24 protein-coding genes and 1 tRNA gene are annotated in these 26,694 nt (G+C 71.5%); 7 read left to right on the top strand and 18 right to left on the bottom strand.

The genetic code is table 11. The features are described 5' to 3' along the window. Positions 1 to 46 precede the first annotated feature (46 nt). The 5 genes from paaE to paaA all read right to left on the bottom strand — a co-directional run bounded on the left by paaE (position 47) and on the right by paaA (position 3,930). Entirely contained in the window at positions 47 to 1,222 is a 1,176-nt protein-coding gene (gene paaE / locus AB0230_RS06675; RefSeq protein WP_366374730.1) for a 1,2-phenylacetyl-CoA epoxidase subunit PaaE, read from the bottom strand. After that, the gene (gene paaD / locus AB0230_RS06680; RefSeq protein WP_366374732.1) at positions 1,222 to 1,707 is read right to left on the bottom strand and encodes a 1,2-phenylacetyl-CoA epoxidase subunit PaaD; all 486 of its coding nucleotides are present in this window, start codon (positions 1,705 to 1,707) and stop codon (positions 1,222 to 1,224) included. Before paaD ends, paaE begins: the two co-directional genes overlap by 1 nt. Next, positions 1,701 to 2,537 carry a 1,2-phenylacetyl-CoA epoxidase subunit PaaC gene (paaC, locus tag AB0230_RS06685; RefSeq protein WP_366375471.1) on the bottom strand — a complete coding sequence of 279 codons (837 nt, stop codon included), beginning with the start codon at positions 2,535 to 2,537 and terminating at the stop codon, positions 1,701 to 1,703. Before paaC ends, paaD begins: the two co-directional genes overlap by 7 nt. Positions 2,538 to 2,644: 107 nt before the next feature. Beyond that, positions 2,645 to 2,950, bottom strand: coding sequence for a 1,2-phenylacetyl-CoA epoxidase subunit PaaB (gene paaB / locus AB0230_RS06690; RefSeq protein ID WP_315994742.1), 306 nt, complete (start codon positions 2,948 to 2,950; stop codon positions 2,645 to 2,647). After that, positions 2,950 to 3,930: a 1,2-phenylacetyl-CoA epoxidase subunit PaaA gene (gene paaA, locus AB0230_RS06695; protein WP_366374734.1), complete on the bottom strand. Its 981-nt coding sequence runs from the start codon at positions 3,928 to 3,930 to the stop codon at positions 2,950 to 2,952. Before paaA ends, paaB begins: the two co-directional genes overlap by 1 nt. A gap of 133 nt (positions 3,931 to 4,063) precedes the next feature. Between paaA and AB0230_RS06700 the strand changes: the two genes are divergently transcribed. Then, positions 4,064 to 4,726: an HAD family hydrolase gene (locus tag AB0230_RS06700; protein WP_366374736.1), complete on the top strand. Its 663-nt coding sequence runs from the start codon at positions 4,064 to 4,066 to the stop codon at positions 4,724 to 4,726. Positions 4,727 to 4,775: 49 nt separating this feature from the next. On the opposite strand, the gene AB0230_RS06705 is transcribed toward AB0230_RS06700, so the two are convergent. Beyond that, complete coding sequence (locus AB0230_RS06705; protein WP_315994745.1) at positions 4,776 to 5,483, bottom strand: PAS domain-containing protein; 708 nt, start codon at positions 5,481 to 5,483, stop codon at positions 4,776 to 4,778. 158 nt (positions 5,484 to 5,641) lie between these two features. Between AB0230_RS06705 and AB0230_RS06710 the strand changes: the two genes are divergently transcribed. Genes AB0230_RS06710 through AB0230_RS06730 form a run of 5 tightly spaced genes read left to right on the top strand, consistent with a single transcriptional unit; the run spans position 5,642 to position 9,870 of the window. After that, positions 5,642 to 6,604: an ABC transporter substrate-binding protein gene (locus AB0230_RS06710; protein WP_363389764.1), complete on the top strand. Its 963-nt coding sequence runs from the start codon at positions 5,642 to 5,644 to the stop codon at positions 6,602 to 6,604. Between the two features lie 2 nt (positions 6,605 to 6,606). After that, complete coding sequence (locus AB0230_RS06715) at positions 6,607 to 7,581, top strand: amino acid ABC transporter permease (protein WP_315994747.1); 975 nt, start codon at positions 6,607 to 6,609, stop codon at positions 7,579 to 7,581. Next, the gene (locus AB0230_RS06720; RefSeq protein WP_363389767.1) at positions 7,578 to 8,360 is read left to right on the top strand and encodes an amino acid ABC transporter ATP-binding protein; all 783 of its coding nucleotides are present in this window, start codon (positions 7,578 to 7,580) and stop codon (positions 8,358 to 8,360) included. Before AB0230_RS06715 ends, AB0230_RS06720 begins: the two co-directional genes overlap by 4 nt. Further along, complete coding sequence (locus AB0230_RS06725) at positions 8,357 to 9,481, top strand: aminotransferase class V-fold PLP-dependent enzyme (protein ID WP_366374739.1); 1,125 nt, start codon at positions 8,357 to 8,359, stop codon at positions 9,479 to 9,481. The genes AB0230_RS06720 and AB0230_RS06725 overlap by 4 nt, the downstream gene beginning before the upstream one ends. After that, positions 9,478 to 9,870 carry a RidA family protein gene (locus tag AB0230_RS06730; RefSeq protein WP_366374741.1) on the top strand — a complete coding sequence of 131 codons (393 nt, stop codon included), beginning with the start codon at positions 9,478 to 9,480 and terminating at the stop codon, positions 9,868 to 9,870. The genes AB0230_RS06725 and AB0230_RS06730 overlap by 4 nt, the downstream gene beginning before the upstream one ends. A 12-nt stretch (positions 9,871 to 9,882) precedes the next feature. Here the strand turns inward: AB0230_RS06730 and paaK are convergent, their stop codons facing one another. From paaK to AB0230_RS06770, 8 genes are all read right to left on the bottom strand, one after another. After that, the gene (paaK, locus tag AB0230_RS06735; RefSeq protein ID WP_366374743.1) at positions 9,883 to 11,193 is read right to left on the bottom strand and encodes a phenylacetate--CoA ligase PaaK; all 1,311 of its coding nucleotides are present in this window, start codon (positions 11,191 to 11,193) and stop codon (positions 9,883 to 9,885) included. Then, on the bottom strand, positions 11,190 to 11,732 hold the full coding sequence (gene paaI / locus AB0230_RS06740) for a hydroxyphenylacetyl-CoA thioesterase PaaI (RefSeq protein ID WP_315994752.1): 543 nt from the start codon (positions 11,730 to 11,732) through the stop codon (positions 11,190 to 11,192). Before paaI ends, paaK begins: the two co-directional genes overlap by 4 nt. Further along, complete coding sequence (gene paaZ, locus AB0230_RS06745) at positions 11,729 to 13,774, bottom strand: phenylacetic acid degradation bifunctional protein PaaZ (RefSeq protein ID WP_366374745.1); 2,046 nt, start codon at positions 13,772 to 13,774, stop codon at positions 11,729 to 11,731. Before paaZ ends, paaI begins: the two co-directional genes overlap by 4 nt. Continuing rightward, a complete protein-coding gene (locus AB0230_RS06750) occupies positions 13,771 to 14,697 on the bottom strand; it encodes a 3-hydroxyacyl-CoA dehydrogenase family protein (RefSeq protein WP_366374747.1) in 927 nt (308 codons plus the stop codon). The genes paaZ and AB0230_RS06750 overlap by 4 nt, the downstream gene beginning before the upstream one ends. Next, a complete protein-coding gene (locus AB0230_RS06755) occupies positions 14,694 to 15,569 on the bottom strand; it encodes an enoyl-CoA hydratase/isomerase family protein (protein ID WP_366374749.1) in 876 nt (291 codons plus the stop codon). Before AB0230_RS06755 ends, AB0230_RS06750 begins: the two co-directional genes overlap by 4 nt. Then, positions 15,562 to 16,752, bottom strand: coding sequence for a thiolase family protein (locus tag AB0230_RS06760; protein ID WP_366375473.1), 1,191 nt, complete (start codon positions 16,750 to 16,752; stop codon positions 15,562 to 15,564). Before AB0230_RS06760 ends, AB0230_RS06755 begins: the two co-directional genes overlap by 8 nt. A 330-nt stretch (positions 16,753 to 17,082) precedes the next feature. Continuing rightward, a tRNA-Arg gene (locus AB0230_RS06765) sits at positions 17,083 to 17,158 on the bottom strand. 14 nt (positions 17,159 to 17,172) lie between these two features. Next, entirely contained in the window at positions 17,173 to 17,907 is a 735-nt protein-coding gene (locus tag AB0230_RS06770; protein ID WP_315994757.1) for an NRDE family protein, read from the bottom strand. Between the two features lie 337 nt (positions 17,908 to 18,244). Here AB0230_RS06770 and coaBC point away from each other — a divergent pair, with 337 nt between their 5' ends. Next, positions 18,245 to 19,456, top strand: coding sequence for a bifunctional phosphopantothenoylcysteine decarboxylase/phosphopantothenate--cysteine ligase CoaBC (gene coaBC, locus AB0230_RS06775; protein WP_366374751.1), 1,212 nt, complete (start codon positions 18,245 to 18,247; stop codon positions 19,454 to 19,456). A gap of 64 nt (positions 19,457 to 19,520) precedes the next feature. Here coaBC and AB0230_RS06780 read toward each other — a convergent pair whose 3' ends face one another. The 4 genes from AB0230_RS06780 to AB0230_RS06795 form a co-directional block, all read right to left on the bottom strand. Next, the gene (locus AB0230_RS06780) at positions 19,521 to 20,753 is read right to left on the bottom strand and encodes a DUF2510 domain-containing protein (RefSeq protein WP_366374753.1); all 1,233 of its coding nucleotides are present in this window, start codon (positions 20,751 to 20,753) and stop codon (positions 19,521 to 19,523) included. Positions 20,754 to 20,819: 66 nt separating this feature from the next. Continuing rightward, entirely contained in the window at positions 20,820 to 24,350 is a 3,531-nt protein-coding gene (locus AB0230_RS06785; RefSeq protein ID WP_366374755.1) for an error-prone DNA polymerase, read from the bottom strand. Positions 24,351 to 24,416: 66 nt separating this feature from the next. Next, entirely contained in the window at positions 24,417 to 25,961 is a 1,545-nt protein-coding gene (locus AB0230_RS06790; RefSeq protein ID WP_363389805.1) for a DNA polymerase Y family protein, read from the bottom strand. After that, positions 25,961 to 26,677 carry a hypothetical protein gene (locus AB0230_RS06795; protein ID WP_315994762.1) on the bottom strand — a complete coding sequence of 239 codons (717 nt, stop codon included), beginning with the start codon at positions 26,675 to 26,677 and terminating at the stop codon, positions 25,961 to 25,963. Before AB0230_RS06795 ends, AB0230_RS06790 begins: the two co-directional genes overlap by 1 nt. Positions 26,678 to 26,694: the final 17 nt, after the last annotated feature.

Here is a 26,694-nt window from a genome sequence, read left to right on the forward strand (position 1 = left end):
GACGGATCGCCTACGGAGATGCGGTGCGGGGTCATGGCATCCTTCGTCATCCGTCGTAGTCGACGCGAACGGCGTCGGAGGTCGGGTGGGACTGGCAGGTCAGGACGTAGCCGCGGGCGATCTCGTCGGGCTCGAGGGCGTAGTTCTCGGTCATCGACACCGCCCCCTCGATCACGCGGGCGCGGCAGGTTCCGCAGACACCGCCGGCGCACGCGAACGGCACGTCGGGCCGCACGCGCAGGGCCGCGGCCAGGATCGTCTCGTTCGCGGCGATCGGGCTCTCCACCGACGCCGACTGGCCGTCGAGGATGAAGTCGATGCGGCGTACCGGCTCGTCGGCGCGCAGGCGCACGGCGCGCGCTCCTCCGGTCTGCGCCGGCGCGTCGCCGTCTCCGGCGGTGAACAGCTCGAAACGCACGCGCTCGCGCGGCACACCGACCTCGGTGAGCGCCTCGCGGCACAGCTCGACGAGGGCGAACGGCCCGCACAGGAACCATTCGTCGACGGATGCCGGATCGATCAGGCGCGACAGGATGAGGCGCAGTCGCTCGTCGTCGATGCGTCCCGAGAACACCGGGGCCGCCCGCTGCTCGCGCGAGAGCACGTGATGCAGCGTGACGCGGGCGGGGTACCGGTCCTTCAGGTCGGCGAGCTCGTCGACGAACATCACGTCGGTCGAGGACCGGTTGGCGTAGACGATCGTCATCCGACTCTCGGTCGAGCGTTCGAGCACATCGGCGGCGAGCGCCATGATGGGGGTGATCCCGGAGCCGGCGGCGATGGCGACGACGTGTCCGGTCGCCGTCGAGGCTCGCGAGACGAAGGTGCCCTGCGGGCTCATCACGTCGATCTCGTCGCCCGGGCGCAGGTCCTCGTGCGCCCAGGTCGAGAACCGGCCGTCGGGGTCGCGCTTGATGCCGACGCTGATCGTCCCGCGCGTCGGAGGTCGGCAGAGCGAGTACGACCGCCGCAGGTCTTCGCCGTCGACGCGCGCTCGAAGGGCGACGTACTGGCCCGCGGCGTAGTCGAAGGCGTCGACGAGCTCGTCGGGGACGGCGAATGTCACCTCGATCGCCGTCGGGGTGAGGGGGCGGACGTCCGCGACCCGCAGGGTGTGGAACCGGGCACGGGCACGACCCCCGGTCTCGCGCACGGCACCGAGGGTCGGGCTTCCCGCGAACGCCGGGGTCACGGCATCCGCAGCCGTGTCGGTCGTCGTCATCAGAGGGCCTTGAAGTGGTCGAAGGGTTCGAGGCACGCCCGGCACTCCCAGTGCGACTTGCACGAGGTCGACCCGAAGCGCGAGACCTCGCGGGTGTCGAGGGAGCCGCACCGGGGGCACGCGACGCTGAGCTTCACGCGGATGGGGCCCGCGGGAGCCCGGCCGGACGGCGGGGCGATGCCGTACTCGGTGAGCTTGCGTCGTCCCGCGTCGCTCATCCAGTCGGTGGTCCACGCGGGGGTCAGCGTCGTCGAGACGACGACGTCGTCGAAGCCGGCGGAGGTGAGGGCGAGCACGATGTCGTCGCGGATCGCGTCGACCGCCGGGCACCCCGAGTAGGTCGGGGTGATCGTGACGGTCACGGTCTCCCCGTCCAGGCGGACGTCGCGCAGCACTCCGAGATCGTCGATCGTGAGCACGGGCACCTCGGGGTCGAGGACGGCCGCGACGATCTCGCGAGCACGGTCTCGCGTCGCGGTCACCATGTCGCCCCCGGATGCCGGCGGGCCAGCACCTGCAGCTCGGCCAGCAGCGGCCCGAAGGCGGGGTGATGCCGCCCCCGGCGTCCCCCCGCGGAGGACGAGGCGATCGCGGGGACCGGGACGTGCTCCTCCGCGAGCACCTCCGCGAGCACCTCGTCGACGCGGCCGCGCAGGATGGAGGGGCGCACGGCGATGCCCTCGAGACGATTGTGCAGCGGCAGGTCGCGGAACACCTCGTCGAGGTACGGCCAGGTGTCATCGAGGGCGACGAGGAAGCGGCGACGCGACTCGTCGGTACCGCCGGCGAGACGGAGCGTCCACTGCACGGCGTGATCGCGGTGGTAGTCGACCTCCTTCTCGGCCTTGGCGGCGACGGCGGACAGCACGGGATCGGTGGATGCCGACAGGTCGCGGTACAGCTCGAGGAGGTACGCGGATGCCAGGAGCTGGCGGGCGATCGTGTGCGCGAAGTCGCCGTTCGGAAGCTCGAAGAGCCACGCGCTGCGGAAATCGCGCTCGTCTCGCCAGTAGGCGAGATCGTCTTCGCTGCGCCCGTCGTGGCTGCCGGCGTAGCGCAGCAGCGAGCGGGCGTGGCCGAGGAGGTCGAGGGCGATGTTGCCGAGGGCGACGTCCTCCTCCAGCTCGGGGGCACGGGCGACCCAGCCGCAGAGGTTCTGCGCGAGGATGAGCGCGTCGTCGCCCAGGTGCATCGCGTACGCGGCGACGTCGGGATCGGTCGCCCGGTCCTCTCCCCCGGCGAGCTCGGCGGCGAGCTCGCGCGCGTCGAGCGAGACGTCGCCGTGGGTGCCGGTGGGTTCGACGGGCTCAGCCACCGGCGCCGTGGCCCCGGCCTGCGGCGCTGCGGCTCCGGTCACCGGGGCTGCGACCCCAGGTCCCTGAGCCTGTCGAAGGGACCGGTCCCCCTGATCGGTCGAGATGCTCACAGGTGCGGCACCCCCTCGGAGGCGGTGTAGTACACGGCGTGCCGATAGTTCTTGCCCGCCGGGGACTCGAAGAACGCGCCCTTGGCCCCCGGGTCGCTCGTGGTCACGGCATCCGAGGGCACGACCCACACCGAGACGCCCTCGCCGCGCCGGGTGTACAGGTCGCGCGCGTTGCGGACGGCGAGTTCGGCGTCGGGTGCGTGGAGCGAGCCGACGTGCACGTGACTGAGGCCGCGGCCTGCGCGCACGAAGACCTCCCACAGGGGCCAGGTCTCCGCGGGGCTCCCGCCGGGCGTGGCCATCAGGCGGCCGCCGTCGTCTCGGCGCGGGCGGCGCTCTTCTTCGCGGCGTAGGCCGCGGCGGCCTCGCGCACCCAGGCGCCTTCCTCGTGGGCGTCACGGCGGTGCTGGCGGCGCATCGTGTTGAGCGGACCGCGTCCGGCGAGCACCTCGTGGAACTCGGTCCAATCGATCTCGCCCATGCGGTACTCGCCGGTCGCCTCGTCGAACCGCAGCTCGGGGTCGGGCAGCGTCACGCCCAGCACGGCCGCCTGCGGCACGAGCATGGACACGAAGCGCTGACGCAGCTCGTCGTTGCTGAAGCGCTTGATCTTCCACGCCATCGACTGCGCCGAGTTGGGCGAGTCGTCATCGGGGGGTCCGAACATCATCAGGCTCGGCCAGTACCAACGGTTCACGGCATCCTGAGCCATCTCCCGCTGCTCCTCTGTTCCCTGCATGAGGGTGAGCAGGATCTCGAAACCCTGGCGCTGGTGGAACGACTCCTCTTTGCAGATGCGCACCATCGCGCGACCGTAGGGCCCGTACGAGGCGCGGCACAACGGCACCTGGTTGCAGATCGCGGCGCCGTCGACGAGCCAGCCGATCGCGCCCATGTCGGCCCAGGTGGGGGTCGGGTAGTTGAAGATCGACGAGTACCGCGCCTTCCCGTCGACGAGCTGCTGCGTCATCTCGTCGCGCGTGATGCCGAGGGTCTGCGCCGCGGAGTAGAGGTACAGGCCGTGACCCGCCTCGTCCTGCACCTTCGCGAGCAGGATCGACTTGCGCTTCAGGCTCGGTGCCCGCGTGATCCACGCCCCCTCCGGCTGCATGCCGATGATCTCGGAGTGCGCGTGCTGCGAGATCTGGCGGATCAGCGTGCGGCGGTAGGCGTCCGGCATCCAATCGCGCGGCTCGATGCGGCCGTCGGCCTCGATGAGGGCGTCGAACGTCGCCTCGCCATCGAGGGCGTGGGCGTCCGCGGGGGGTACGGTCATCGTCATCGTCGACTCCTTTTACAGACCGATCGTTCAGTAAAACTGTAGCCGAGGGCGCCCGGGACCGCAATGGGACTGACCTCGCGCGCGGCGGCGTGTGGGCTGCATGCACCCGACCACGACCGGAAGACGGAACCCCATGGCAGACACCGCGATCTTCGACGTCGACGGCACCCTCGTCGACACCAACTACCAGCACGCCCTCGCCTGGTACCGGTCATTCCGCCGCTTCGACATCGTGCTGCCGATCTGGCGCATCCACCGCGCGATCGGCATGGGCGGCGATCAGCTCGTGCCCTCCCTCACCGACGACGGGGTCGAACGCGCGCACGGCGACGACCTGCGTGCCGCGTGGGCCGAGGAGTTCGAACCGCTCATCGACGAGGTGCGCCCCTTCGACGGAGCGCACGATCTGCTCCTCGAGGTCAAGAAGCGCGGATTCCAGGTCGTGCTCGCCAGCTCCGGCAAGAGCGACCACGTCGAGCATTTCCTCGACCTCGTCGAGGCGCGCGACATCGCCGACGCATGGACGACCTCCGACGACGTGACCGCCAGCAAACCCGCCCCCGACCTCGTGCAGACGGCCCTCGGCCGCGTGTCCGGCACGGGCGGGATCATGATCGGAGACTCCCCCTGGGATGCCGTGGCGGCCGGCGACGCCGGCGTCGACACGGTCGCGGTGCGCACCGGCGGGTTCTCCGTCGACGAGCTTCACGACGCAGGCGCCGTCCGGGTCTTCGACAGCCTGCGCGATCTCATCGACGGCCTCGACGGCACCCCGCTCGCGCGGCCCGGCGTGTGAGCGGCGACCGCGCGGTCGCCGGCCGAGATCGAGTCGTCGTGGGGAACGCTCAGACCCGGGAGCGCCGCACCTGCGCGAGGTAGCGGTAGACCGTCGGCTCCGACACCTGGAGGGCGGTCGCCACCTGCGCCACCGCGCCCTTCAGCAAGAAGACGCCCGCGCGCTCCAGCTCACCGACCGTCGAGGTCTTCTCCTGCACGCTCATGCGATGAGGCTCGACACCTCGAGCGGCGACGATGCGATCGATGCCGTCCAGGGCCAGCTCGTCGACACTCGCGCTGAGTCGCTCCGCGACGGGCGCGGCGGTGCCGACACCCGGGTCCACCACCGCTTTCGGCACGCCGGTGGTCGCCGTGATGGCCTCGAGGAGATCACGCGCGCGGCGGAGCGGCTCATCGTCGACGTTGACGCAGAGCATGCCGACGACGGCACCCACCCTGTCGCGGATGAAGAACGTGGAAGAGCGGAAGGCGCCGCCCGTCCGCGAGACGGCCAGGTAATTCGCGAGGAAGTCCCGATCGTCGTGCTCGTGATTCTGCAGCACCTTGAGCACGAGATCCGTCGCCGGGCCGCCGACGGAACGGCCGCTCACGTGACCGTTGGTGAGGGCGACGATGGAGCGGCTCACGTCGCTGGTGTCGTGCAGCACCACCTCGGTGCGGGGTCCGAGCAGCTCCGCGAGGAAGTCCATCATCGGCAGATAGGGCGCGAACTCCGGCCGCATCACTCGCGTCTCATCGACGACCGTCCGTCTCATCACCGATCTCCTCCCCCGCCGCGTCTTCCGCATCGACGTGATGGTCAATTTAGATTGCGCGCACGTAACAATTCTGCTTCATCATGATAATATTCTCTTATTATCGCCGCGGAGTCGATAGCTTCCGATGACAACGACGTTTGGAAAGGCCCCCCTACATGACCCGTCACGCCCGCACCCTCACCGCCATCGGCGCTCTCGCCGCGAGCGCCGCCCTCACCCTCTCGCTCTCCGCGTGCGGCGGCCCGAGCGCACCCCAGCCCGGTGATGCGCAGACCGACGGCGCCGCATCGTCGATTCCCGACACGTCCGCGCTGCTCGACGGCGTCGGCGCCGACGACGCACTCGTCGCGATGGTCCCGAGCACGATCAGCGACGCCGGACAGCTCGTCGTCGGCTCGAACGTGCAGTCTCCCCCGAACAACTTCTACGCCGCAGACGGTTCCACCGTCGTGGGGTCGGACCACGACCTCATCACCGCGATCGCCAAGAAGCTCGGCCTCGACGTGCAGTACGAGAACCAGGACTTCGGCTCGCTCATCACGAGCCTGCAGTCGGGACGCGTCGACGTCACCATCGCCGCGATGAACGACACAGCCGAGCGGCAGCAGGCCATCGATTTCGTCGATTACCTGACGTCCGGCATCACGATCATGGTGCAGAAGGACAACCCCGCCGGGATCACCGGACCCGACACGCTGTGCGGTCACTCCGTGGCCGTCGTCACAGGCACGAGCCAGCAGGAGTTCGCCGAGTCCACCAGCGCGGACTGCACCGCCGACGGCAAGGAGGCCGTGGAGGTCGTCGTCACCGACAGCGACAGCCAGAACCAGACCCAGCTGCGCACGGGACGGATCGACGCGATCGTCAACGACCTCCCGAGCGCGGTCTACATCTCGCAGACCACTCAGGACGGAAACGCGTTCGAGGTCGTGCCGGGCGACGTCATCGACGGAGCCCCCTACGGCATCGGCGTCAACAAGGACAACGCCGGCCTGCGCGATGCGATGGCCCAGGCGCTCGATGCGCTCATCGACGACGGCACCTACGCCGAGATCCTCGACTCCTGGGGGATCTCCTCCGGCGCCGTGACCGAGGCCGTCGTCAACGGGGGCAAGTGACGGTGTCGATCTCCACATCCCGGCTGGGCGATGGACGCGGTCCGTCGCCCGCCGCGGGCGGGGAACGGCCCCTCCTCCCCCAGGTCCGACTGAAGCACTGGGGGCGGTGGGTCAGCGGAGTCGTCATCGTGCTCCTGCTGGTCGCCCTCATCGCCGCCGCCTCGCAGGGTGACATCTCCTACGGCGACATCCCGTACTACGTGATCTCGCCGATCATCCTTCAAGGTCTCGTCGGCACCATCGTGCTCGCGGTCGTCGCCCAGCTGAGTGCGATCGTCATCGGTGTCGTCATCGCTCTCATGCGCATCTCGAAGAACCCCGTCGCCCAGGCTTTCGCGGCCGGGTACACCTGGTTGTTCCGCGGATTGCCGGTACTGCTGCAGATCCTGCTCTGGTACAACCTCGCGCTGATCTTCCCGCGCCTGCAGGTCGGCATCCCGTTCACCGACGTGCTCTTCGTCGACGTGAGCACGAATGCCGTCATGACCACCTTCATCGCGGCGTTCCTGGGCCTCGCGCTCAACGAGAGCGCGTACATGGCGGAGATCGTCCGCGCGGGCCTCAAGAGCGTCGACCGTGGCCAGATCGAGGCCGCGCAGTCCATCGGCCAGACCCCGATGCAGCGCATGGCGCGGATCGTGCTCCCCCAGGCGATGCGCATCATCATCCCCCCGACCGGCAACGACTTCATCAACATGCTCAAGGGCACGGCCATGGCATCCGTGATCGGGTACGTCGAGCTCATCCGTGCCGCCAACAACATCTCGTCGTTCAACCTGCAGGTCATGGAGACGCTCATCGCCGCGGCCATCTGGTACATGGTGATCGTCAGTGTCGCCAGCGTCGGGCAGTTCTACCTCGAGCGCGCCTTCGACCGTCAGGATCGCCGGCCCGGCGGTCCGCGCAACGCACGCGCCCTTCGCCGGAAGATCGTCGGCGATCTCGGCCGTCCCCCGCTGATGAGGAGCGAGAAATGACCGTCACCCCCGACGCCGCACCTGTTCTCGAAGCGGTGCGCATCACGAAGTCCTACGGACACAATGTGGTGCTGAGCGACGTGTCGCTCACCGTCCGCAGCGGCGAGGTCGTCTGCATCATCGGCCCGTCCGGCGCCGGGAAGTCCACGTTCCTGCGCACGCTGAACCGTCTCGAGGAGCCCGACAGCGGCGAGGTCTGGGTGGGCGGCGAACCCATGGGCTACGAGCTCCGCGACGGCAAACTGCACGAGTTGACGGAGCGCCGCCTGTCGGCGCAGCGCGCGAAGACGGCGATGGTCTTCCAGCACTTCAATCTCTTCCCGCATCTCACGGTGCTCGGCAACGTGATGGAGGGGCCGGTGCGCGTGCAGCGTCGACCGGCGAAAGAGGTGCGGGCGGAGGCCGTCGCGATCCTCGAACGGGTCGGCCTGGGTGAACGGATCGACGCGTATCCGAGCCAGCTGTCGGGCGGTCAGCGGCAACGCGTCGCGATCGCCCGGGCGGTGGCCATGAAGCCGCTGTTCCTGTTGTTCGACGAACCGACCTCGGCCCTGGACCCGGAGCTCGTCGGCGAGGTCCTGACGGTGATGGGCGACCTCGCTCGGGAGGGGATGACGATGCTCGTCGTCACGCACGAGATGGCGTTCGCCCGCGAGGTCGCGGATCGCGTGGTGTTCATGGCCGATGCCGGCATCGTCGAGGAGGGGCCGGTGGAGCAGGTGCTCGGCGACCCTCGCGAGGCGCGGACGCGGCAGTTCCTGCAGCGGGTGCTGGCATGAGCTCGACGGCGTGGGAGAGATACCTCGCAGCGTTCCGCGAACCGAGCGGGTATCTCAACTTCGCCAGCTACGGTCCTCCGTCGCAGGCCGTGGTCGACACGATCGGCGGGCTCGCCCAGGCGGCCGCGGACGGCGAGGCCTCCGCACGGCTGCATGCCGAAGACCGGCGCGCCCTCGCGGCAGTCTCCCGTCTGAGCGGCTTCGCTACGGATGCCGTGACCCTGACCAGCAGCACCTCCCTCGGGCTGTTCCAGATCGCCTTCGGATTGCCGCCGGGCGAGGTCCTCGTCAGCGCGGCGGAGTTCCCCTCCAACCTGTACGCGTGGTGGCGGTCGGAGGAGGCGGGCCTCACCCGGGTGCGGACCCTGCCTCCCGTCGCGGGAGTCCCCCTGGCCCCGGTCACCGCCGCGCGCGTCGCCGAGGCCGTCACGGCCGATACCGTGGCCGTCGCCGTCAGTGCCGTCGACTTCCGCACCGGAGCCCGTGCGGACCTCGCCGCGCTCCGCGACGCCGTTGGCGACCGGCTGCTCATCGTCGACGGCATCCAGGGGTTCGGCGTCATCGAGGCCGATTGGACGCTGGCGGATGCGCTGGTCGTCGGCGGACAGAAGTGGCTCCGAGCCGGATGGGGAACCGGCTTCCTGGCGCTGTCCCCGCGGGCGCTGGAGCGCCTCCGTCCCCTTCTCGGCGGCTGGACCGGCGTCGAGGAGGCGGGGCTCTACGACGGACGTCCGCACCCGGCTCTTCCCGGAGCGCAACGCCTGTCGATCACCAACGCCTCCCCGTTCAGCTCAGGTGCCCTCGCGACCGCTCTCGAGCTGCTGGAGAGCGTCGGCGTACCGACCGTCGGCCGGCGCATCGCCGACAGGACCGGTCAGTTGTCGACCGCGCTGACGGATGCCGGTTTCCCCGTGCTGTCACCACAGGAGGACGGTGCGCGCGCCGGCATCGTCGTGGCGCACGTCGCCGACCGATCGGCCCCCACGACCGTCGCGCGTCTCGCCGAGCGCGGTGTGACGGCCACCGCGCACGGTTTCGACCGTGTGCGCTTCAGTGTGCACGCCACCACCTCGTCGTCCGCGGTCGACGCCACCATCGACGCCCTGAAGGGAACCCCATGACCATCATCTCCACAGTGACCTCGCCCGAAGCCCCCGCCGCCATCGGCGCCTACTCGCAGGCCGTCCGCACCGGGGAACTCGTCTTCGTCTCGGGACAGCTGCCCCTCGACCCCGCGACGGGAGAGCTCGTCGGCGCCGATGTGCGCGCCCAGGCCGCGCAGTCGCTGAGCAACGGCGCCGCCATCCTCGCCGCCGCCGGCTCGAGCATGGACCGCGTGGTCAAGACCACGATCCTGCTGACCGACATCGCCGACTTCGCCACGGTGAACGAGGTCTACGGCGAACGCTTCACCGGCGAGGTGCTGCCCGCTCGTGCGGCCTACCAGGTCGCCGCCCTCCCCCGCGGCGCGAAGGTCGAGATCGAATTCATCGCCGTCTGCGGAGACTGAGGGACCCGCGGATCAGCGCAGGTCGTAGACCCGCTTGTACTTGCCCTCGCTGCGGGGAAGGGCGCCCGGCTCCTCGACGCGCACGTCGACCGTCGTGCCGATGAGCACCTTGATGCGCTGCTGCAGCACGACGCCGGCGGCTTCGCACACCTCGCGTTCCAGGGCCGGATGCCTCTCGATGCGGACGGTCATGGCATCCATCCGCCCCTCGCGCCGCAGTTCGAGCACGAAGTGGGGCGTGAGGGTCTCGATGCCCATCACGATCTCCTCGATCTGCGTCGGGAAGAGGTTCACGCCGCGCAGGATGATCATGTCGTCGTTGCGGCCGGTGATCTTCTCGATACGGCGCATCGACGGGAACGCCGTGCCGGGGTGCAGCCGGGTGAGGTCGCGGGTGCGGTAGCGGATAACCGGGAACGCCTCCTTCGTGAGGGAGGTGAAGACGAGCTCGCCGAGCTCGCCGTCGGCGACGGGCTCGCCGGTCTCGCCGTCGATCGTCTCGGGGAGGAAGTGGTCCTCCCACACGTGCGGGCCGTCTTTGGTGAGGGCGCTCTCGGATGCCACGCCCGGGCCCATCACCTCGCTCAGGCCGTAGATGTCGACGGCGACGAGGTCGAGGCGGCGCTCGATCTCGCGTCGCATCTCGTTGGTCCAGGGCTCCGCGCCGAGCACGGCGACCTTGAGCGAGGTGGATCGCGGGTCGACACCCGCGGCCTCCAACGCGTCGGCGATCGTCAAGAGGTAGCTGGGCGTGCAGAGGATGGCATCCGGTTCGAAGTCCTGGATGAGCTGGGCCTGGCGCGCGGTCTGCCCACCCGACATCGGGATGACGGTCGCCCCGAGCCGCTCGATGCCCGCGTGCGCGCCGAGGCCCCCGGTGAACAGGCCGTAGCCGTACGCGTTGTGCACGCGGTCGCCCGCGCGGATGCCGGCCGCGCTCAGCGACCGCGCGACGAGGTCGGCCCAGCGGTCGAGGTCGCCGGCGGTGTATCCGACCACCGTGGGACGCCCGGTCGTGCCGGACGAGGCGTGGATGCGGCGGACATCCGACATCGGCACCGCGAACATCCCGAAGGGGTAGGTCTCACGGAGGTCGGCCTTCGTCGTGAACGGCAGCAGGCGGATGTCGTCGAGCGAGCGGATGTCGTCGGGGTGCACGCCGGCCTCGTCGAACGTGCGGCGGTACAGCGCGACGTTCTCGTACGCGTGGCGCACGGTCCACTGCAGGCGCTCGAGCTGTAGGGCGCGGAGCCGGTCGAGCGGGATGCCGGTGGGATCGACGGATGCCAGGAAGTCCGGGCGCGATGCGGTGGTCAGGGTCATCGGGACACCTCCGTGGTCGTCAGCGCGGCGTTGCGCTGGGGGTCGTTCGCGGGTCGGGGGCCGGAGGCATCGACAGGCTCAGCCACCGGCGCGTCCGAGCTCACTGCCACGTCAGAGGTCCCTGAGCTCGTCGAAGGGACCGGAACCGGCGGACGCCGGTCCGTCGTGATGCTGCGGCCGCGCACCTCGGCGACGAGGTCGCCCGTCTCATCCGTCACCCGGATGTCGTACAAGCCCGTCCGGCCGCTGCGGGCGCGGCGCGCAGCCGTCGCCGTGAGCGTCTGCCCGGCGGTCGTGGACTTCAAGAACGTGATGTCGGCGCCGCCGGCGACCGTCACGCGCTCGTCCTCGTTGCAGGCGATCGCGAAGGCCGTGTCGGCGAGGGTGAAGACGAGCCCGCCGTGGGTGATGGCGAAGCCGTTCAGCATGTCGTCGCGCACGGTCATCGACACCCGCGATTCTCCGGGCGCGTCGTGTTCGACGACCATGCCGAGCATCGCGGATGCCTGATCGCGCTGCATCATCGGCCGCAGACTCATGCCGGCACCGCCACCGGAGCCCACGTCTTGGCCACGAGCGTGAGCACGTCGTACTGCGCGACGATCTCGTCGTCCTGGTTGCGGATCACGGCATCCCACCGCACCTCGCCGTACTCGTCGGTCTCGCGCGGGGTGATCTGCTTCGCCGTGAGCGACACGCGGATGCGGTCGCCGGGTGAGACGGGGGTGACGAAGCGGAGGTTCTCGAGGCCCGAGTTCGCGAGCACGGGACCCGGCGCGGGGTCGACGAAGAGCCCTGCCGCCCACGACACGAGCAGGTACCCGTGCGCGACGCGTCCCGGGAAGAACGGGTTCGCCGCGGCCGACTCCTCGTCCATGTGCGCGTAGAACGTGTCGCCGGTGAATCTCGCGAACACCTCGATGTCGTCGAGGGTGACCTCTCGCTCGGCCGACTCCACGGCATCCCCGATCCGGAGATCCGAGAGGGGTTTGCGGAACGGGTGCGTCCCCGTGGAGTCGGTCTCGGCTCCCGGATGCCACACCCCGGTGAGCGCGGTCAGCATGCGCGGCGAACCCTGAATCGCGGTGCGCTGCATGGAGTGGAGCACGGAGCGGATGCCGCCGAGCTCCTCGCCGCCACCCGCACGACCGGGCCCGCCGTGCACGAGGTGCGGCACGGGGGCGCCGTGGCCGGTCGAGGTGCGCGCATCGTCGCGGTCGAGGAAGAGCACGCGGCCGTTCATCGCGCCCATGCGGGTGAGCAGTTCGGTCGCGACGTCGGGGTCGTGGGTGGCGATGCTCGTGACGAGCGAGCCGCCGCCCCGGCCCACGATGGTCGCGGCCTCGGCGACGTCGGCGTATTCGACGATGCTCGCGACCGGCCCGAACGCCTCGATGTCGTTGACGGCCGGGGTCGCGGCATCCGCGAAGGCCAGGAGCATGGGCCGGAGGAACGCCCCCTCTTCGGGTGTGCCCTCGGGCGCCTCGGCCGAGCCGACGACGAACCGCCCTCCTGCCGCCTGGAGCGCCGTCACCTGCCGCAGCACCTCGTCGCGCTGCTCGCGCGAGACGACCGGGCCCATCGTGACGCCCTCGGCGCGCGGGTCGCCGACGACCACGCGCTCGGCGATCTTGTCGCGCAGCGCCTCGGCCACGGCATCCGTCATTCCCGCCGGCACGATCGCGCGGCGGATCGCGGTGCACTTCTGCCCCGCCTTGGTCGTCAGCTCGACGAGCAGCTGCTTCACGTAGGCGTCGAACTCGGGGGTGCCGGGTACCGCGTCGGGGCCGAGGATCGAGGCGTTGATCGAGTCGGTCTCGCTCGTGAACCGCACCCCGGGCCTCGCCTGGGCGCGGAGGCGCTCGGCGGTCGCGGCGCTGCCGGTGAAGCCGACGGTGTCGCCGAGGTCGAGGAGGTCGAACAGGCCCGGGACGCTCCCGCTGATCAGCTGCAGGGCGCCCCCGGGCAGGAGGCCGGTCTCGACGACCATCCGCACCCACGCCTCGGCGATGTACGCCGTCGGGGTCGCGGGCTTCACGATCGTCGGGAGCCCGGCGAGGAACGCGGGGGCGAACTTCTCGAGCGCCCCCCACATCGGGAAGTTGAAGGCGTTGATCTGCACCGCGACACCGGGCAGGCGCGTGTACACGTGCCGACCGAGGAAAGAGCCGTCCTTCGACAGCGGCTCGACCGGTCCGTCGAGCACGACCTTTCCGGCGGGGAGTTCGCGACGGGCCTTCGACGAGAAGGTGAAGAGCACGCCGATGCCGCCGTCGACGTCGCTGAGCGAGTCGCGGCGGGTCGAGCCGGAACGCTCCGAGAGGGCGTAGAGCTCTTCGCGGCGGTCGTTCAGCGCGATCGCGAGGTTCTTCAGCACCATCGCGCGCTGGTGGAAGGTGAGGGCGCCGATGCTCTTCTGGCCCTCGCGCCGTGCGTAGGCGACGGCACCCTCGAGGTCGAGCCCGCGCGTGCTGACCCGCACGATCTCCTCCCCCGTCGACGCGTCCCGCACGATCGCCGCGTCGGGGTCGCCGTCCGGCGTCCACCACGCACCCTTCACGTAGCTCGGCAGAAACGTCATCGTTCGCTCCATTCGTAGAATCCGCGGCCGGTCTTGCGACCCAGGTGCCCCTGGGCGACGAGCTCTCGCAGCAGCGCGGGCGGGGTGAAGCGCGCGCCGAACGCGCGCTCGAGTTCTTCGGCGATGCCCAGGCGCACGTCGAGCCCGACGATGTCGGTCGTGCGGAGGGGGCCCATCGGATGCCGGTACCCCAGCTCCATCGCCGTGTCGATGTCGTGCGCCGACGCGACGCCTTCTTCGAGCATGCGGATCGCTTCGAGCCCCAGGGCGACGCCCAGGCGGCTGGACGCGAAGCCCGGCGCATCGCGCACGACGACGGCGGTCTTGCCGATGGCCTCGACCCAGTCGGTCGCCGCGCCGACGACCTGCGGTTCGCTGCGCGCCCCGGTGACGACCTCGACCAGCGCCGACGCCGGGACGGGGTTGAAGAAGTGCAGGCCGAGGAACCGCTGCGGGCGGCGGAGCGCGGCGGCGAGCGCATCGATCGAGATGGAGGAGGTGTTGGATGCCACGACCGCGTCGTCGTGCACGGCCCCCTCGATCCGCGCGAGGGCGTCGACTTTGAGCGCGCGATCCTCGGGGACGGCCTCGATCACGAGGCCCGCGTCGGCGAACGCGGCGGTGTCGACGCCGGTGGTCAAGGTGTCGGCATCCGGGATCTCGATGCCCTTCTGCGCGGAGCGGGCCAGAGCGGTCTCGACGCGCTCGCGGGCGGCCTCGGCGGCCGCGGCGTCGCGCTCGACGACGTGCACGCGGGCACCGGCGAGCAGGAACGCGTGCGCGATCCCGGCTCCCATGCGGCCCCCGCCGAGCACGCCGACGCTGGTGGGCACGGACGCCGGCACCCGGTCGGTCGAGGGGCGCGGCGCGGCGGCGGTTCCGGCGAGGGCGTGGGCCGGAGACGTGGTCTCGGGGAGGGTCACTTCTTCTTCCTCTCGAGGAACGCGGTCATGCGCGCGCGCTTGTCGGCGCTGTCGAACAGCTCGGCCTGGAGTTCGCCGTCGATGGCGGGGTGCTCCGCGCGGGGCGCGAGCAGGGCGCGCTTGGTGAGGATGGTCGCGCGCGCGGAGTTCGCGGCGATGCGGTCGGCGATCGCGTGAGCGGCATCCAGCAGCGCGTCGGGCTCGTGCACGCTCGACAGCAGTCCCCAGGCGAAAGCCTCATCGGCGTCGATCACCCGCGCCGTCAGCAGAAGCTCACTCGCGCGGGCGTGGCCGACGATCTCGGGCAGCCGCCACGACGCTCCGGCCGCGGCGATGATGCCGAGCCCCGGCTCGGGGTTGCCGAACCGCACGCGCGGGGTGCCGATGCGGATGTCGGCGGCGCAGGCGAGTTCAGCTCCCCCGCCGAGCGCGAAGCCGTCGACGGCCGCGATCACGGGCATCGGCAGGCGGCGGATGCGGTCGAACGCGGTCGCGTTGATCCCGCGGCGCGCGTCGTCGCCGGTGCGTTCGCGCAACTGCGCGATGTCGGCCCCGGCGGCGAAGATCCCCCCGGCGCCGGTGATGATGAGCGTGCGCGGGCGCTCCTCCAGCTCCTCACAGAGCGCGTGGAGTTCGTCGATCATCGCCTGGTCGATCGCGTTGCGGCGCTCCGGTCGGTCGAGGGTGGCGACGACGCGATCGGCGCGGTCGTCGATGCGGATGCGCGGTGTCGAGCCCGTCGCCCTGGTGGCTGAGCTCGTCGAAGCCCCCGGCCCCAGGTCTCCGCCGGCCCCGGTCCCTTCGACAGGCTCAGGGACCTGCGCTGGCGCATCGACCTGGGCCGAGGTTGCCGGCGTGTGCGTCTCAGCCATCGACCCGCTCCACGATCATCGCCGTGCCCTGCCCGACGCCGACGCACATGGTCGCCAGGCCGTAGCGCGCGTCCTCGCGCTCGAGCCGACCGAGCAGCGTCACGAGAAGCCGCGAGCCGCTCGACCCCAGCGGATGTCCGAGAGCGATCGCCCCGCCGTCGGCGTTGACGATCTCGGGGTCGAGCCCCAGCCGACGCATGCACGCGAGCGACTGCGACGCGAACGCCTCGTTGAGTTCGACCGCCCCCAGATCGGATGCCGACAGCCCTGCCTTCGCGAGAGCCTTCTCGGTCGCGGGCACGGGGCCGAGCCCCATGATCTCCGGCGCGAGACCGGCGGAGGCGTGGGCGACGATCCGCGCGCGGGGGCGCAGGCCGTAGCGTTCGACCGCGTCGGCGCTGGCGACGACGATCGCGGAGGCTCCGTCGTTGAGCGAGCTGGAGTTGCCCGCCGTCACGACCTCCCCGCCCTTCACGACGGGTCGGAGCCCGGCGAGCGCATCGAGCGAGGTGTCACGCCGCGGTCCTTCGTCGGTGTCGATGAGGCCCCGACCGGTGTCGACGGCGACGATCTCGTCGCGGAAGTGCCCGGCATCCTGCGCCCGCACCGCCCGCTCGTGACTCCGCAGCGCGAAGGCGTCGGCGTCGGCGCGCGAGATGCCGTCGACGCGCGCGACCTCCTCGGCCGTCTCGGGCATGGTGAACGTCGCTTTGTCGCGCGCGGCGAGACGCGGGTTCGTGAAGCGCCAGCCGATCGAGGTGTCGAAGGCGTCGCCCGGCTTCGCCCATGCTTTCGAGGGCTTCGCCTGCACCCAGGGCGCGCGCGTCATCGACTCCACCCCGCCCGCGACGACGATGTCGGCGTCGCCCGCCCGCACGGCCTGGGCGGCGAGCGCGATCGCGCTCATCCCCGAGGCGCAGAGGCGGTTCACGGTGAGGCCGGGGATGGCATCCGGGAGGCCTGCGAGCAGCACGGCCATGCGCGCGACGTTGCGGTTGTCCTCGCCGGCCTGGTTCGCCGCGCCGAGGATCACCTCGTCGATCGCCTCGGCGGGAACACCCGCGCGGGTCATGGCCTCACCGACCACGAGGGCCGCGAGATCGTCGGGACGAACGGATGCCAACGACCCGCCGTACCGCCCGACCGGGGTGCGCGCACCGCCGATGAGAAACGCCTGCGACATCGCCATCCTCTCCCCCGCCGGCTCTGGCGGGGACGCGTCCACCTCGACTGCGAGGTTTTCCGACCGATCGTTCAGTAATCATGCCATGCGGCGGACGCGGGGGCAACGGGGCGACTGAGGGCGAGGGCGGGGGGCGAGGGCACGGCCTCGACCACTACGCGAGAAAGACGACGGCCTCGACCTCGACGCGAGCGACGCGGGCGAGGCCCAAGCGATGTCGCAGACGCCGCGGATGGCCCCGGGGCCACCTGCGGGCACACGTCGTACGGCCAGTCGAGAGGGACGCCGGAACGAGGGGCGCGCGGCCGGAGAGCCGACCGCGGCGCGAGATGGTGCCCCCGACAGGATTCGAACCTGCGACGCCCGCGTTAGGAGTGCGGCGCTCTATCCCCTGAGCTACGGAGGCGGGATGCCACCAGCCTACCGCCGCGACAGCGGGTCGCCCGTGAGCAGCCGGGACGGGAGCCCGGCGTCCCAGTGCCCCGGCTCCGCCAGGCGCGCTTCGCGCATCTCGACGCCGTCCGGGCCGATACTCGCGGCACAGACGAGCAGCGACTCGAGAACGAGGCCATCGTGGGCGTCGCGGCGGAGGATCGATGACGCGGGGTCGTGCGTCGACTGTTCCACGACGCGCATCCACGGCTCCCACCACGCGGAGTCGGCTGCGAGTCCTGCGCCACGAAACTCCGCGAGCCACCGTGCGATGCGCGGGGTCCCGGCATCGTCCACCGCGTGGTGAGCGACCATGTGCGTACCGGGGCTCAGCGGCGTGCGCCGCACCGCGAGTCCGTCCCACTCGACGAGGCGGGCACCCGTGGCATCCACCTCGACGAGGTTGAACCCGCGGGTCGGAGGATGATCCGGGATGCCGTCACCCAGCGCATCGAGGGCGATCGCGCCGCGGCTGACGACCTCGTCATCCGCGCGCGTCGAAAGGTCCTCGCGGTTGAGGAGCACCGCCAGCCGACGTCGATCGGGATCGACCGTCAGCCACGCACCGCCCGCGCGGTCGTCGCGCACACCGAGGACCCCGGGGCGGTCGGGCCACCACGGTCCGAGGCCGCGCCACGGGCGGTCCCGGTCCTCATCGCGGACCGCGAGGAGGCGCACGGGGTCACCGGGCGCGGCGGGGACATCGATGACGACGGTGCACACCCGCTCTACGCTACCCGCGCCGTGAAAACAGGGGATGCCACGAGAACAGGGCGCACGGCGCCACATCGGCCTGTTCTCGTCGCATCCCCTGTTCCGGTGTCGGCGGTGACCCCCGCGTCGGCACCGACGTCCGCACCCGCACCTCCGAGCCCCGACGCATCCGGACCCGCCCCACGCCACCCGCGCCCTGAAAACAGGGGATGCCACGAGAACAGGGCGCACAGCACCGCAGTGGCCTGTTCTCGTCGCATCCCCTGTTCTGGTGACGGCGGCACCTGTGCCGCTCGCCGTGCCCGCACCACCCCCGCCGACCGATGCGACCTGGAAGACTGGGGCGATGTTCGTCGTGGTGGGAGTGACCGGGGGCATCGCCGCCTACAAGACCGTCGGCCTCGTGCGCCTGCTGGTGAAGGCCGGGCACGACGTGCACGTGATCCCCACCGACGACGCCCTGCGGTTCGTGGGACTGCCCACCTGGGAGGCGCTCAGTCGCCATCCCGTGACCACGTCGGTGCATGACGACGTCGCCAAGGTTCGTCACGTCGCGCTCGGCCAATCGGCCGACCTCGTGATCGTCGCTCCGGCGACGGCCAACACCCTTGCGGCGATGGCCGCGGGGCTCGCCTCCGACCTGCTCGGCACGACGCTGCTCGCGACCACCGCCCCCGTCGTGGTCGCTCCGGCCATGCACACCGAGATGTGGCGGCATTCGGCGACCGTCCACAACATGGAGGTGCTGCGCGCCCGCGGCGTGCACGTCGTCGGACCGGCCGACGGTGAGCTCACCGGCGGCGATTCCGGTCCGGGCCGCATGTCGGAACCCGAGGAGATCGCCGCAGCGGCCCTCGCCCTCGTCGAACGCCCGCGTGACCTCGACGGCGTCTCGATCGTGGTGAGCGCCGGGGGCACGCGCGAGCCGATCGATCCGGTCCGCTTCCTCGGCAACCGCTCCAGCGGACGGCAAGGTGTCGCGATCGCCCGCGCGGCCGCAGACCGCGGCGCGCGGGTGACCCTCGTCGCCGCGCATCTCGACGCCGACGTGCGCCCCGACCCCCGCGTCGAGGTCGTGGCGGTCGGAACCGCCGACGAACTCGGACGGGCGATGGATGCCACGGCTCCCGACGCCGATGTGATCGTCATGGCCGCGGCGGTCGCCGACTACTCCGTGGCCGAGGTGTCGGCGCACAAGCTGCGCAAGCAGGACTCCCCGGGTGGACTGACGCTGCACCTGACCGAGAACCGCGACGTCGTGGCCGGGCTCGTCGGAGCCCGGCGTGCGGGTCAGACGATCGTCGCTTTCGCCGCGGAGACCGTGGCCGATGACGACGAGCTCCTCGCGCGCGCCCGCGCCAAGGCCGCGCGGAAGGGCGTCGACCTCCTGGCCGCGAACGCCGTGGGGTGGACGCGGGGCTTCGAGGTGGCGGACAACGCCCTCACGATCGTGGATCGCGACGGACGCGTCGTGGCGACGGCATCCGGATCGAAGGATGACACCGCGCACGCGCTTCTCGACGCGATCGCGGCGGTGCGGGCGACGTCGCACGACTGACGGGCCTCGCCCGGAATCGCCGCGAGCCAGGTGAGGACGCCCTCGCCCTCACCCGCCCGCCGGCTCAGTATCCGTAGTACTGGAGCTCCTCGATCAGCGGGATGATCTGCCAGAGCAGGAAGATCCCCCACGCGATGATGGCGATGAGCGCCACGACGTTGACCGCGATGGCCGCCCACATCGGCGCGAGACCGCTCCGTGTGCGCTTGCGCAGGATCACGGCGCGACCGATGACGTACACCAGCCCGCTGCCGATGAGGAAGACGAAGAAGCTCCACGCCCAGTGGAACGGCCGCTCGACCCCGCGAGCGCGCAGCACACGCCAGTCGAGGAACGCGAAGAGCACCGTGACCGCCGAGAAGACGAGTCCCAGCACGGTGGTGACGGCAGACACCACCGCTTCGACGGGCGACGTCCCGCCGCCGTAGACCTGCGCGTAGAACGACTCCTGGATGAAGGTCGACCAGTCGAACAGGAACAGCGAGAGAACCCCGACCAGCGGGAGGAGGGCCACCAGCCAGACCCAGACGGTGTTGGTGCGGATGTCGGTGCGCGGGGCGGCATCCGGCGAGGCGGAGGCGCTCGAATACGCCGGAGCTCCCGGGTAGGCGGGCGGACTCGCATACCCCGCGGCGCTCGGCGAGCTCGTCGCGGTCGGATACGCGGGCGCGGGCGCCGGCGCCGACACGGGCGCTATGGGCGGGACGACGGGCGGCACGGCAGAGGCTGCCGCAGGAGCCGGATCGGTCGCGGCGCCATGGTCCGGGGCAGGATCCGGGGTCGCCGACGGCTCCGACGCGACGACGGGCTCCGGTGCAGCCGGTGCACCCGCCGCGAGGTCGCGCTCCGGGGTCGCCGACGGCTCCGACGCCACGACGGGATCCGGGGTCGCCGACGGCTCCGACGCCGCGGACGGCTCCGACGCGACGACGGGCTCGGGTGCGGTCGGCTCCGGGCTGCCCGCGGGCGCCGGCGCGGCCGGCTCCGGGCTACCCGCAGACTCCCCCGCGAGATCGGGCTCCGACGCCACGACGCGGTCACCGACCCCCGGCTCCGACGCGGTCACGGCCTCCTGCGGTTCGGCCGAGGCGAGGGGCTCGCGCGCGTGTGGGACCGCGTCGTGCGCGACGGCGCTGTCCTCGCTCGTCGGCGCGGCCGTGGCCTCTGGCGCGGTGGGCGCCGACCCGTCGACCGTGCGCACCTCGTCGGTCCAGCTCGTGCCGTCCCAGCGGCGCAGGCCGCCGCCTCCTGCGGGGTCGGGGTACCAGCCGTCGGGCGGTGTGGGCGTGTCGGTCATGGTCGTTTCCCCTGTCTGGTGCGGAACCGGGCGAGATCGCCCCGAGTCTAGTGAGGGCGCTCGAGGTCATCGGAAGTCCCTCGATGCGTGCGCGACCCCGACGCGCAGATCCGTGAACCCGTCGGCGACCACGTTGGTGACCCCCTCGACCGAGCGCTCGAGCATTCCGCGCACGATGAGAGCGGGCGATTCCCGGGCGACGCGCCGGTACCTGTTCCACACCCCCACCGAGCAGATGATGTTCATGAGCCCGTGTTCGTCTTCGAGGTTGAGGAAGGTGATCCCGGATGCCGTGGCCGGCCGTTGCCGGTGGGTCACCAGGCCCGCGACCTCGATGCGTCGGCCGGTCTCGAACGTGCGCAGTTCCCGCGAGGTGATCACCCCGCGAGCGTCGAGCGCGGAGCGGAAATGGGTCAGCGGATGGTCATCTGCCGAGAGGCCCGTCGCCCACAGGTCGGCGGCGAGCACCTCGTAGCTGGAGGGGTCGGTGAACAGAGGCGGCTGAACCGAGACCAGCGAGTCGGGGAGGAACTCGGGGCGATCCATCGCGGCCGATCCGGCGAGCCAGATCGCCTCGCGGCGGGTGTGCCCGAGGCACTCGAACGCCCCCGCCGTGGCGAGCGCCTCGATCTGCGCGGTGACGAGTCCCGTGCGCCGCACGAGGTCGCGCAGGTCGCGGTACGCACCCCCGCTTTCACGCTCGGCGACGATGCGCTCGGCGACCTTGACCCCGATCCCGGTGACCTCCGCGAGCCCGAGCCGCACGGCGAACCCCCCGTCTCGACGGTGGGCGAGGGTCTCGTCGGGGTCGGAGGGGTCGAACTCCCCCGTCGGCGGCTGATCCGTGTGCGCGCACGCGGGGCGACCGGTCGGCGCCCCGGCCCCGCGGCGGGGTGCGTCGTCCGCATCGGGGGCTCCCCCGGCATCCCCCGGCCCGCGCCGCGTCTCGCCGACCGACGCCCCCGCCGGAGCCCCGGCATCCCCTCCGTGCTGCGAACCGGCGTCGTCGTCGAGCACCTCGAGCGAGGCCTGGACCTTCGAGCGCAGCAGATCGGGCCGACGCACCACCACACCGTGACGGCGGGCGTCGGCGGTGAGGGTCGCGGGCGAATAGAACCCCATCGGCTGCGCGCGCAGGAGCCCCGCGAGGAACGCCGCCGGGTAGTGCAGCTTGATCCACGAGCTCGCGTAGACCAGGAGAGCGAACGACAGCGAGTGCGACTCCGCGAAGCCGAAGTTCGCGAACGCCTGGATCTTCGCGTACAGCTCGTCGGCGACCCGACCGACCAGGCCGTTCTCGGCCATGCCGGCGTACAGCGTCTCGCGGAGGGAGTCGATGCGTTCGAGCCCGCGCTTCGACCCCATCGCCCGGCGCAGCAGGTCGGCGTCTTCGGCCGAGCAGTTTCCCACGGCCACCGCCATCTGCATGAGCTGCTCCTGGAACACCGGGACACCCATCGTGCGTGACAGCACCGGCTCGAGCTTGGGGTGCACGTAGGTGATCTCCTCCTGGCCGAGCTTGCGCCGCACGAAGGGGTGCACCGCCCCGCCCTGGATGGGCCCGGGACGGATGAGGGCGATCTGCACGACGAGGTCGTAGAACTTCCGCGGCTGCAAGCGCGGCAGCAGACCCATCTGCGCACGTGATTCGACCTGGAACACCCCGATCGAGTCGGCCCGGCACAGCATGTCGTACACGGCCTTCTCTTCTTTGGGCAGGGTCGACAGCTCCCACTCCTCCCCCGTGGCATCCCGGATCAGATCGAAGCAGTACTGCAGCGCCGCGAGCATGCCCAGGCCCAGCAGGTCGAACTTCACCAACCCCATCCAGGCCGCGTCGTCTTTGTCCCACTGGATGACCGTGCGGTTCTCCATGCGCGCGTGCTCGATGGGCACCACCTCGCCCACCGGCCGGTCGGTGAGCACCATTCCCCCCGAGTGGATGCCGAGATGCCGCGGCGCCTTGAGCAGCTCGGACGCGAACTCGATGACCTGATCGGGGATGTCGTGATCCGACCCGGTCTCGAGCGTCGCCCCCCAGCGCTCGACCTGCTTCGACCAGGCGTCCTGCTGACCCGGGGAGTGCCCGAGAGCGCGAGCCATATCGCGCACCGCGTTCTTCGGGCGGTACTGGATGACGTTCGCCACCTGCGCCGCCCGCTCGCGCCCGTACTCGCCGTAGACCCACTGGATGATCTCCTCGCGCCGGTCGGAGTCGAAGTCGACGTCGATGTCGGGCTCCTCGTCGCGCAGGCTCGACAGGAACCGCTCGAACGGCAGCTTGTAGAAGATGGAGTCGACCGCGGTGATGTTCAACAGATAGCAGACGGCGCTGTTCGCGGCCGAGCCCCGCCCCTGACACAGGATGCCGCGACGACGGGCCTCGGCGACGATGCCGTAGACGATGAGGAAGTAGCCCGGGAAGTCCTTCATCTCGATCACCTCGAGCTCGCGCTCGATACGGCGGCGGTCGTCGTCGGAGAGGTTCGGATACTTCGTCGGCACCGCCTCCCAGACCAGGTGCCGCAGCCACGACATGGGCGTATGCCCCTCGGGCACTTTCTGCTTCGGCAGGGCCGGCTTGGCCCGACGCAGGGGGAACGCGATCTCGTCGGCGAGCGCCACCGTGCGCGCCACGGCTCCCGGATACCGGGCGAAGCGCGCGGCCATCTCGGCCCCCGAGCGCAGGTGCGCCCCGGCGTGGGCGGGGAGCCAGCCGTCGAGCTCGTCGAGGCCGCGGTTCGCCCGCACCGCGGCGACGGCGGCGGCGAGGAGCTGCTTCTGCGGGGCGGCGTAATGCACGTTGTTGGTCGCCAGGGTCGCGAGCCCCCGTTCGGCCGCGAGCCCGGCGAGCACGTCGTTGCGGCGTGAGTCGAGCGGGTCGCCCTGATCCATCAGCTCGACGTAGACGGCCTCGGCCCCGAACAGGTCGACGAGGGTGTCGAGCTCTCGCGCCGCACCCGCCGGCCCCTCGAACGCCAGGGCCTGTCGCACCGCCCCCTTGCGGCATCCGGTGAGCACCGCCCAGTGCGGATCGCGCGGACCCCCGGCGCGTTCGGCCAGGTCGTCGAGATCGTAGACCGGGCGTCCTTTCTCGGCGCCCTCGAGCTGCGCGTGGGTGATCGCGGCGGCGAGGCGGTGATACCCCTCTTCGCGCCGCGCGAGCACGAGGAGGTGCGAACCGGTCGGGTCGGCCTCGCCGTTCTGCGGGCCGCGGAGGCCCAGCGACAGTTCCGCGCCGAACACCGTCTTCACCGCGCGCGCCTCGGCGGCCTCGGCGAAACGCACGATGCCGTAGAACCCGTCGTGATCGGTGAGCGCGAGGGCGTGCAGGCCGAGGCGTTCGGCCTCTTCGACGAGCTCCTCGGGCGACGACGCCCCGTCGAGGAACGAGTACGACGAGTGGGCGTGCAGTTCGGCGTACGGCACGGTGTCGGCCGGACGCTCGATCGTCGGAGGCACGTAGGCGCCGCGCTTGTGCGACCACGCCGGACTGTCACCGCCGTCGCCGTTAGGCGGGGCACCGGTGGGGCGCCGCGCGTCGCTGAGCAGTCGTTCGAGCTCCGACCACTTCACCGGCGGATTGGTCCAGCCCATCACGCACCTCCCGATCCGAGGGGCGACGACCGAGCGGCGAGCGCGCGCGAGGAGAGCGGACGGGGGTCAGTCATAGCGCCCCTCCGCTCGCCATTCCCCCTCTTCGACGACGAGCAGCCACGCACCCCCGTCGGCGTCGACGACCTGGAACCGGTGCGCCCGCCGAGCGCGCAGGGGGTCCCACCCGCGCTCGCTGATCGGCCAGGGACCCGCCCACTCCTGGATGCGTCGACGCTGCCCCGCCGTCTCGAGCACCGCGGGTGGGGCGCTCAGCGCGTCTCGCTCGCCCACGGTCACGGGCGCCCCCGCGATGTCGGTGACCCCCACCAGGCGAGGCTCGGGATAGACGGTCGCCGGCAGGGGGTCGGGAAGACTCCCGGGCCAGGGGCGCGTGCGCTCCTTCGCCGTGACGGCACGGTCGCCCCACGGCACCAGCACCTGCCGTTCGGCGAGCCACCGCCCGCCGCCGATCACCGGCGTGAGCACCGCGCGATGGCCGAGCATCGCCTGCACGCGCGAGAGGGCGTGGTGCACGCGTTCGTCGGGCCCCGCACCGAACAGACCCCGGGCGTGGTGCGCGGCGGCATCGACGGCCTCGGGCTCGATGTGCACGCCCGCGACCCCGCTGCCGAAGATGCCCTGCGCGTCTTCGGCGAGCTGCCACCGCACGCGGTCGACCACTCCCGCCGCGTCGAACGAGCCGGGGTGCAGCCACACGCGTTCGCTGCGCTCGCCCCGCTCGCCGGTGAGGACGACACGCAGTTCGGTGCACACCAGGTCGTGCGCGCCGAGGCGCGCGATGAACTCCTCGGCCGCCACGCGCATGCCGAAGGCGATCTGGTCGGCCAGCTCGAGCGGGGGCTCGAAGGCGACGTCGCGATGGAGCTCGGGCGGGGGCGTGCGCGGCAGCACCGGCTGGGAGTCGAGACCCCCCGCCAGGGCGTGCAGACGCACCCCCCGTTCGCCGAACCTCTCCCGCATCCTCTCGACCGGCAGGCCGGCCAGCTCGCCCAGGGTGTGCACCCCGAGGCGCGAGAGGAGGCTGCCGAACTCGTCGTCGTCGAGGGTCGTGATCGACAGCGGCGCGAGGAACGCGCCCGCCTCCCCCGGCGGTACGACGCGCACGGGCTCGTCGACGTCGGCCGTGCGGGCCGCCTGCTCCGCGGTGAAGACGCCGTCGGCCACGCTCGCCCGCACTCCGGCGAACCCGTCGTCGTCGAGCAGGCGGATCAGCATGCGGGCCGCCTCGAGCTCGCCGCCGTAATAACGGGCCGGGCCCCGGGCCTTCACGGCGCACAGCCCCGGCCGCACCACGTGCACGCCGGGGGCGTGCTCCTCGACGCGAGCGACGACGGGGGCGAAGGCTCGGGCGTCGCGCACAGCGTCGGCGGGCACCACCTGCAGCCCCGGGCACAGGGCCTGCGCATCGCGCCGCTTCTGCCCGCGCCGCACGCCGTGCGCGCGAGCCGCCCACGAGCACGCGACGACGACGTTGTTCGCGAACACCGCCACGGCGGCATCCGGCTTCGGAGGAGACACGGCCTCGCGCACGAACGCCGTGATCGGCCAGTCGGGGAACCACAGCACGAGACTGCGCGTCGGCGCCGTCATCAGCCCACCGCCCGCACGGGATAGGCCTCGCGCTCGCGGGGCACGAGACGTTCGGTGGGGGCGCCGAGCAGTTCGATCGAGCCGTCGGCCGCGGGCAGCATCATGCGGGCGCGGCGGGCGTTCGGCGAGCGACGACTGCTGACCGACACCGTCAGTTCGCGCCCGGCCAGGTAGCCGTGCCCCTGCCCGAGCCCCGTCCAGTGCGGGTCGGCCACGTCGATCACGGCCTCCGCCTGCGGCCAGGCGCCCTGCACCAGCAGCACCGATCCGCGATCGCGCAGGCGCGCGGCCAGGCGGGTGGTCTCGGCCCCTCCCCGCGCGGCCGGGGAGCCGAGGGGCGGACGCACGGCCACCACGGGGAGCACCTCGGTGATCGTCGCTGTCACCGCGAGCCAGCGCGGTCCGGGATCGGGGATGAAGACGAGCCGGTCGAGGTCGAGCCCGTACTTCTCGGCCGCCTCGGCTCCGAGCTCGGGCATGCCGATGACCCCGCACCATGCTCCGTCTTGGGAGGGACGCGCCATCAAGGCCAGCAGAAGGGATGCCGAGCGGGCGAGCGCATATGCCGACCCCGAGCGCAGACCCCCGCCGGGCAGCAGCGACGAGAACGCCGGATGCGTGGGCAGCACGGGGGCGTCCATGCGCCGCCCCTGCATGCGCTCGAGGCGATCGCGCAGCGCGGTGATGTCGGGTACGGCCTGTACCTGGTCTCTCACGATCGCCCTCACTCCCA

Origin of the sequence: Microbacterium sp. NPDC089190 (assembly GCF_040701795.1) — a bacterium.
Classification (GTDB): Bacteria; Actinomycetota; Actinomycetes; order Actinomycetales; family Microbacteriaceae; genus Microbacterium; species Microbacterium galbum.

Excerpts from the sequence above, each read along its gene's own strand:
- paaE (WP_366374730.1), bottom strand. The coding sequence starts at position 1,222 with ATGACGACGACCGACACGGCTGCGGATGCCGTGACCCCGGCGTTCGCG.
- paaD (WP_366374732.1), bottom strand. The coding sequence starts at position 1,707 with ATGGTGACCGCGACGCGAGACCGTGCTCGCGAGATCGTCGCGGCCGTC.
- paaB (WP_315994742.1), bottom strand. The coding sequence starts at position 2,950 with ATGGCCACGCCCGGCGGGAGCCCCGCGGAGACCTGGCCCCTGTGGGAG.
- paaA (WP_366374734.1), bottom strand. The coding sequence starts at position 3,930 with ATGACGATGACCGTACCCCCCGCGGACGCCCACGCCCTCGATGGCGAG.
- AB0230_RS06700 (WP_366374736.1), top strand. The coding sequence starts at position 4,064 with ATGGCAGACACCGCGATCTTCGACGTCGACGGCACCCTCGTCGACACC.
- AB0230_RS06705 (WP_315994745.1), bottom strand. The coding sequence starts at position 5,483 with ATGAGACGGACGGTCGTCGATGAGACGCGAGTGATGCGGCCGGAGTTC.
- AB0230_RS06710 (WP_363389764.1), top strand. The coding sequence starts at position 5,642 with ATGACCCGTCACGCCCGCACCCTCACCGCCATCGGCGCTCTCGCCGCG.
- AB0230_RS06720 (WP_363389767.1), top strand. The coding sequence starts at position 7,578 with ATGACCGTCACCCCCGACGCCGCACCTGTTCTCGAAGCGGTGCGCATC.
- AB0230_RS06725 (WP_366374739.1), top strand. The coding sequence starts at position 8,357 with ATGAGCTCGACGGCGTGGGAGAGATACCTCGCAGCGTTCCGCGAACCG.
- AB0230_RS06730 (WP_366374741.1), top strand. The coding sequence starts at position 9,478 with ATGACCATCATCTCCACAGTGACCTCGCCCGAAGCCCCCGCCGCCATC.
- paaK (WP_366374743.1), bottom strand. The coding sequence starts at position 11,193 with ATGACCCTGACCACCGCATCGCGCCCGGACTTCCTGGCATCCGTCGAT.
- paaI (WP_315994752.1), bottom strand. The coding sequence starts at position 11,732 with ATGAGTCTGCGGCCGATGATGCAGCGCGATCAGGCATCCGCGATGCTC.
- paaZ (WP_366374745.1), bottom strand. The coding sequence starts at position 13,774 with ATGACGTTTCTGCCGAGCTACGTGAAGGGTGCGTGGTGGACGCCGGAC.
- AB0230_RS06755 (WP_366374749.1), bottom strand. The coding sequence starts at position 15,569 with ATGGCTGAGACGCACACGCCGGCAACCTCGGCCCAGGTCGATGCGCCA.
- AB0230_RS06760 (WP_366375473.1), bottom strand. The coding sequence starts at position 16,752 with ATGTCGCAGGCGTTTCTCATCGGCGGTGCGCGCACCCCGGTCGGGCGG.
- coaBC (WP_366374751.1), top strand. The coding sequence starts at position 18,245 with ATGTTCGTCGTGGTGGGAGTGACCGGGGGCATCGCCGCCTACAAGACC.
- AB0230_RS06780 (WP_366374753.1), bottom strand. The coding sequence starts at position 20,753 with ATGACCGACACGCCCACACCGCCCGACGGCTGGTACCCCGACCCCGCA.
- AB0230_RS06785 (WP_366374755.1), bottom strand. The coding sequence starts at position 24,350 with ATGGGCTGGACCAATCCGCCGGTGAAGTGGTCGGAGCTCGAACGACTG.
- AB0230_RS06790 (WP_363389805.1), bottom strand. The coding sequence starts at position 25,961 with ATGACGGCGCCGACGCGCAGTCTCGTGCTGTGGTTCCCCGACTGGCCG.